The sequence below is a fragment of the Kocuria rhizosphaericola genome (genome assembly GCF_044462205.1).
Lineage (GTDB): Bacteria > Actinomycetota > Actinomycetes > Actinomycetales > Micrococcaceae > Kocuria > Kocuria rhizosphaericola.
The window spans coordinates 1-5,837 of sequence record NZ_JBISWK010000181.1 but is presented as its reverse complement, the minus strand read 5'-3'; the positions used below and the strand labels follow the sequence as shown (position 1 = coordinate 5,837).

Here is a 5,837-nt window from a genome sequence, read left to right as displayed (position 1 = left end):
CCGGGCGCCGCCGGGGTCCGGAAGGACAGCGAGAACTCAGCCGTCCAGGCCTGCCTGGTGGTTGGTCCCGACCTGGTCGACCTTGCGGTGGAAGCGCATCCCGGCCTTCCCGCCCAGCACCGCTCCGATCAGCGTGACGAGGGCGGCGATGACCAGGGCGATGATGCCCCCGGTCGTCAGGGCGCCTTCCCCGATCGGGATCCGGGGGAAACCGTTGAGCTGAGCCAGGACGTTGAACTGGGATCCCGCCACCGCACCGAGCGCTGCCAGGACGACGGCGATCAGGATCGCCCACAGCCACACGGCGATGCCCTGCTTCACCCCGTCGAAACGCGCCATGCGCCCGGCCACGTAACCGCCGCAGAAGTAGGCGATGAGCAGGATCACGGCCAGCACGATCCCGCTGACGATCCCCACCGTGGTCGCGTCCTGGGTGGCCTGCTGGGCGACCTGGTCCGGATCGGTGTTGGTGGCCACCCCCACCCCGGCCCCGATGGCCGACAGCAGGGCGGTGAGCAGCACCGCCATGCCGGTGGCGGTGAGCCAGCCGAAGAACGCCGAGCCGAACTTCATCCCCCCGTACTCGTCCTTTTCCGCGGCCACGACGTCGTTGCGCCGCCCCTTGGGGGTGGTAGCTCCGGAGAAGTTCTGATCCGTCATGGTGCCCTCCTGAAAGTCGTGTCCTCGAGGCGCCGGGCACGATGCGTGCTGTCCCGGCGGTCGTGCTCCACGCCGAGCCGATCAAATCATCAGCGTGCTTAATACCCTTCACGCATTCGAGGCCGGGCGCAACCGCTCGGAGCGGAAATCCGAAGATCAACGGAGCACGTCATCAGCGGTTTCCGCCGCTGATGTCCCTCCACCCTGTTCGGTGCCCTGTGTCTCCCGTCCGGCCCGAGCCTGCCGGCGCTCTCTCGCCCGGACCCGGTGGAACCGCTCCAGCTGTCCGTGGAGCTGCTGCCGGGTCATATCGTGACGCCGAACGTGCCTGCGGATCTCCCAGGGGTGGTGGAACGGTTCCGATCCGATGTCGTCGTCGGCCCGCCACGCCCCGCCCACGAGATAGCGCACCACCGTGTTGAGGAACGCCATGATCGGCACCGCGAACAGGGCCCCGGCGATGCCGTAGAGGACCGCCCCGGTCGCCACGGACAGGAACACCGCCAGCGGGTGCAGGGAGACGGCCTTGCCCAGGATCAGCGGCTGCAGGACGTTGCCCTCGAGCTGCTGGACGAGCAGCACCACGCCCAGCATCAGCAGCGCGTTCGTGGTGCCGTTGGCCACCAGTGCCACCAGCACCGCGACCGCTCCGGTGGCCACCGCCCCCACGATGGGGATGAAGGAGCCCAGGAACACGAGGATGCCGATCGGCAGGGCCAGGGGCACCCCGAGCAGGGCCGCGCCCACTCCGATGCCCACGGCGTCGAGGGCGGCCACCAGGCCTTGGGCCCGGGCGTACTGGACCAGCGCCGTCCAGCCGTGCCGGCCCGCCCCGTTGACCGCCCGGCGCACCGGCACGGGGAAGAGCCGGACCAGGAACAGCCAGATCCGTTCCCCCTCCGTCAGCAGGAAGAACAATGTGAAGAGCAGGATCACCACACCGGTCAGCACGTGCCCGGCCGTGGACCCGAAGGACATCGCTCCGTCCAGGATCGCTTCGCTGTTGTCCTCCACGGTGGCCCCGAAGTCACCGATCCAGTCGTCGAAGGTGCCCACGTCCCATCCGAACGGGGTGCCCTCGAGCCGTTCCAGCAGTTGCCGGGCGCCGGCCACCACGTTGCCGGACAGCTCGGCGAAGCCCAGCACGATCTGCCGCCCGGCCAGCACCAGAAGCCCCACGACGAAGCCGATCAGACCCAGGACCGTGCCTCCGGCGGCCGCACCCGCCGGCACGCGGTGTCCACGGGCCCACCGCACCACCGGGAAGAGCAGACCCGCCAGCAGACCCGCCAGGAGCACGGGAATGACGACCATCGTGATCGTCGAGAGCAGATACCCGAGCAGTCCCACGGCCGCGACCACGGCCAGCAGCCGCCAGGACCACGCGGCGGCCACCCGCACCGGCACCGGCACCCCGGCGGCGGCATCACCGTTCACCGAGGGCGACCGGTGGTCCGGCCCCGGGTCCGTGGGGCGCTGCGTGCCGTGCGCTGTCGAAGTCATGGTCGGATCCTGACACGATCACCGGTCAGCACGCCGAGGGGTGCTCATCGGTCACGGTGGATGAGTTCAAGGGCGGTTCCGGGCCGGGTCCACACCCGGCCCGGAACCGCCCCACAGGGGTACGCTCAGCGCACGCCGGAAGTCACTCCTCCTCCAGGATCTCCCCGCTCGATGCCATGATGTACGGCTGGCCCACGTAATCGGCGTAGAGCTCGTCCTCCAGGTCGATCCCGAGCTGCTCCTCGGCGGCGGCGATGTCGAAGTCCTGCTGGACCGTGCCGGTCACCTCCACCACCTGGCCGTCGTCGAGAGCGGGGACTTCCTGCTCCTCGACGATCAGCAACGGGTCCACCGTGGTGCCGGCGGCACCGCCGATCACGAACGTGTCGGTCGACAGCGTCTCGGTCACCTCCGCGGAGAGGGTGACCTCCTGACCGGCATAGGTCTCGCTCTGGTCGTAGAAGGGTTGGTCGTAGGGGCCGACGTAGCCCGTACCGGCCCCCGCGTCGGTCTCCTGGGGGGCCGGTGACGATTCCAGCACCTCGCCCTCGGAGACGTCCTCCACATCCGTGCCCTCTTCGGGGCCTTCGGTGTTGCACCCGGCCAACCCGAGTCCGGCGACGGCGAAGATCCCTGCCGCCATCATTCGTGTGCTCCGTCGATCTCGTGTCCTCATGGTGATCCTCCTGAGTCTTGATCGTTGTCACCGGGGCCATGGCGGATCAGATCCCGGCGTGGTGCCCCTCGACCGTAAGGAAGCTGTTCATCCGATCGCAAGGATTATCCTGATGTTCCCCGCTTCTTCCGACCGCACCGTTAGGACATCGTTATGCCCGATCACCGCGAGGATGAGCCGAACGTCCCGGAGAGCTCGGGCCGCCCACTCGTCTGACAGTGCCTGGACGACTGCGGCGGCGTCGAAGCCGACCACGGGCTCGGCATCGGGTGACGCGGAGTCGGTGGACGTGGAGGTCGCCGAGGGAGTGGTGGGCATGCCCTCGTCCGGCGTCCTCGTCCGGGCGGCAGTGGTGACAGGACCCACGATCTCGGCCTGCCGTACGCCAGGTTGCTGGGCAGTGCCTGTCAGTTTCCGGGAACTGATCGACAGCGGTTCCCGGACCCTGTGGCATGGGGCTACGGTCGAATCCGTGAGTGGGCACCGGGTGCACCGGCTCGGACCCGGGTGCCGCGCCCATGACCGCCGTGTCCGGACGAAGGAGCGAGACCATGATGCATGTGCCATCGATGCTCACCAGCTACCCGAAGGACCTCGGGGAGGTGGACGAGGTGAAGCTGGCGGCTTGTATCGCCGCCTGCTTCGAGTGCGCCCAGACCTGCACGGCCTGCGCGGACGCGTGCCTGTCCGAGGACGCGGTGGCAGAGCTGACCCAGTGTGTGCGCATCAACCTGGACTGTGCGGATCTGTGCGCGGCCACCGGCAACGTGCTCTCCCGGCACACCGGCTACGACGTCAACATCAACCTGGCCGCGCTGCGGGCCTGCTGGATGGTGGCCAAGGCCTGCGCCGATGAGTGCGGAACCCACGCGGACCGGCACGAGCACTGCCGCATCTGCGCCGAGGCCTGCCGCCGGTGCGAAGTCGCCTGCATGGACCTGATCACCGCCCTGGGCTGATCACGGAGGCGGCCAGCACCGCCTCCCGGGGAACCGGCCCATGATGCGGTCCGTGTCCCCGCCGGCCCAGCAGCAGATCACCCGGGGCGGGGGGCAGCCCCTCGGCCAGCACCCAGTGCACCGCTTCGACGATGAGAAGGACCACCATGAACACCACCCACCACCGTCATCGCGTGCGGAAGCTGGCCGGCGCCCTGGCCCTGGCCACCACCGCCGCGGTGAGCACCGGCTGCGGCACCAGCAACACCGCGGAACCCGCCCCCGAGACCGAGTCCAGCCCGGCCCAGCCGGAACAGACCCCGGGTGAGCAGCCCACCGCCGCCTACACCGGGCCCTACGACGAGGAGTTCCGCACCGATGTGTCCTCCTACGCCGGGCAGCAGGTGAGCCTCACCGGGGAGGTCGCCGACCTGGTGCCCTCCCGCTCCGCCCTGGTCCTCACCGACCCCGAGAACCCGGACCTGGATCCGCTGCTGGTCAGCGCCCAGTACGCCTTCCCCGACGCGGAACAGGGCGCGGTCGTGGAGGTCACCGGCACCCTGGAGGCGAACTTCCAAGCACGGGTCGACCAGGACGACGTCGACAACGAGGCCGGGTTCTACGACCGCCACATCGGCCAGCCCTACCTGGACGAGGCCGCCCTCGAAGCCCGGTAGGCAGTCCGGCGCGGGTGGTGACCGGGCCGGGTCAGGCCCGGCGCAGTTCGACCGTCAGCAGCTGGGGCGGGGCGTTGATCCGCACGGGCAGCAGGCTGAACCCGATCCCGCAGGTCACATACATCTCGTTGCCCTCGGCACCGTAGCCGGGAGGGGCGAAGCCGTCGACCACGAGTTCCTCCTCCTCGGTCAGCCCCAGATAGGACCACTGCGACAGCAGGGGCAGGGCGATCTGCCCGCAGTGGGTGTGCCCGGCCACCGACAGCGGAGCAGTCCCGGGAGCCAGTTCGGGGAACGTGGTGGGATTGTGCATCATCACCAGCCGGGGGGCGGCCTCGGGCACGTCGTCGAAGGCCTCCTGAGGCGCGGCTTCTCCGACCGAGGACGGCCCCACCCCGACCAGGAACAACCCCGGCCCGGGTCCGCCCCCGGGAGCCGGCACGACGACCGCCTCGTTGGCCAGCACCTCGATGCCCCGGTCCTCGAAGGCCGTGGTGAGCTCCTCGACGGCCCCGACGGCGTAGTCGTGGTTGCCCATGGTCGCGTACACCGGGATCCCGGCTGCGGTCAGGGGCTCCAGCAACCGGGTCACATCATCCACCCGTTCCTGGATGCTGGCCTCGCTCTGGTAGAGGAAGTCCCCGGGCAGCAGCACCGCCGCCGGTTGCGCGGCCACGGTGGTCTCCACCACGCGCTCGATCATTCCGGTGTTGTCCCACCACATCCCGACCTGCAGGTCGGAGAACACCATCACCTGGGCCCCGGCCCACTCCGGGCCCAGCCCCGGGATGCGGGCCTGGATGCGTTCCTGGTCGAGGATCAGCCGCGGCTCGATCGCCACTCCGTAGCCGACCACGAGCAGGCCCAGGGCGACCACGACCGCCACCAGGCCCGTGAGGACGCGGCGAAGACGCCGGTGCCGGTGTCCCCGGCGGCCGGGAACCGCCTCGTCGTCCCGGGCAGCTGGGTGGGCCATCGGAGTCCTCTCGTGGGTCACCAGGGCGGCACAGGACGGCTCGGCGGCCGGTGAGCGGGGCTGCCGGTTCCGTCCCTCCTGGGCCTCCACCCTAACGGTCCCCACCGTGCCACCAGCGGTTCCTGTGCTCCTTCTTCGGGGGGACGGACGAACCGGCCGCGGCATGACGTGCGGCGAGAGGTGCTCCCACCGGACCGGCCCCCCACGTGCGGGACAGCATCGGCGGCTAGTGTGGCAGGACACAGTTCGATGACACGCCACCGCCACCGCCACCGGAGCACCGAGGAGCACGCCGATGACCCACCGCACCCAGACCCTTGCCGTGGCCGGCCTGACCGGGGCGCTGCTGCTGACCGGCTGCCAGGACGAGACCCGGCTGACCCAGCTGGACCAGTCCGGGGTCTCCA

The 5,837-nt window shown here is 70.1% G+C and carries 8 protein-coding genes; 2 read left to right on the top strand and 6 right to left on the bottom strand.

The genetic code is table 11. The annotated features are described in order from the left end of the window. Positions 1 to 36: 36 nt before the first annotated feature. The 4 genes from ACH9D2_RS18240 to ACH9D2_RS18225 form a co-directional block, all read right to left on the bottom strand. The gene (locus tag ACH9D2_RS18240; RefSeq protein WP_396364242.1) at positions 37 to 660 is read right to left on the bottom strand and encodes a hypothetical protein; all 624 of its coding nucleotides are present in this window, start codon (positions 658 to 660) and stop codon (positions 37 to 39) included. 156 nt (positions 661 to 816) lie between these two features. Further along, a complete protein-coding gene (locus ACH9D2_RS18235; protein ID WP_396364241.1) occupies positions 817 to 2,163 on the bottom strand; it encodes an AI-2E family transporter in 1,347 nt (448 codons plus the stop codon). Positions 2,164 to 2,305: 142 nt separating this feature from the next. Beyond that, the gene (locus ACH9D2_RS18230) at positions 2,306 to 2,809 is read right to left on the bottom strand and encodes a hypothetical protein (protein ID WP_396364240.1); all 504 of its coding nucleotides are present in this window, start codon (positions 2,807 to 2,809) and stop codon (positions 2,306 to 2,308) included. A gap of 117 nt (positions 2,810 to 2,926) precedes the next feature. Continuing rightward, positions 2,927 to 3,157, bottom strand: coding sequence for a hypothetical protein (locus ACH9D2_RS18225; protein ID WP_396364239.1), 231 nt, complete (start codon positions 3,155 to 3,157; stop codon positions 2,927 to 2,929). Between the two features lie 233 nt (positions 3,158 to 3,390). On the opposite strand from ACH9D2_RS18225, the gene ACH9D2_RS18220 reads away from it, so the two are divergent. Then, positions 3,391 to 3,798 (top strand): four-helix bundle copper-binding protein, encoded by a 408-nt coding sequence (locus tag ACH9D2_RS18220; RefSeq protein WP_396362550.1) that lies wholly within the window; start codon positions 3,391 to 3,393, stop codon positions 3,796 to 3,798. Here the strand turns inward: ACH9D2_RS18220 and ACH9D2_RS18215 are convergent. Beyond that, entirely contained in the window at positions 3,782 to 3,946 is a 165-nt protein-coding gene (locus ACH9D2_RS18215; RefSeq protein ID WP_396362549.1) for a hypothetical protein, read from the bottom strand. The two genes, ACH9D2_RS18220 and ACH9D2_RS18215, sit on opposite strands and share 17 nt — an antisense overlap. Here ACH9D2_RS18215 and ACH9D2_RS18210 point away from each other — a divergent pair. Next, positions 3,945 to 4,454, top strand: coding sequence for a hypothetical protein (locus ACH9D2_RS18210; protein WP_396362548.1), 510 nt, complete (start codon positions 3,945 to 3,947; stop codon positions 4,452 to 4,454). The two genes, ACH9D2_RS18215 and ACH9D2_RS18210, sit on opposite strands and share 2 nt — an antisense overlap. Positions 4,455 to 4,485: 31 nt before the next feature. Here the strand turns inward: ACH9D2_RS18210 and ACH9D2_RS18205 are convergent, their stop codons facing one another. Further along, positions 4,486 to 5,430, bottom strand: a complete 945-nt coding sequence (locus tag ACH9D2_RS18205; protein WP_396362547.1) for a metallophosphoesterase — start codon at positions 5,428 to 5,430, stop codon at positions 4,486 to 4,488. Positions 5,431 to 5,837 lie beyond the last annotated feature (407 nt).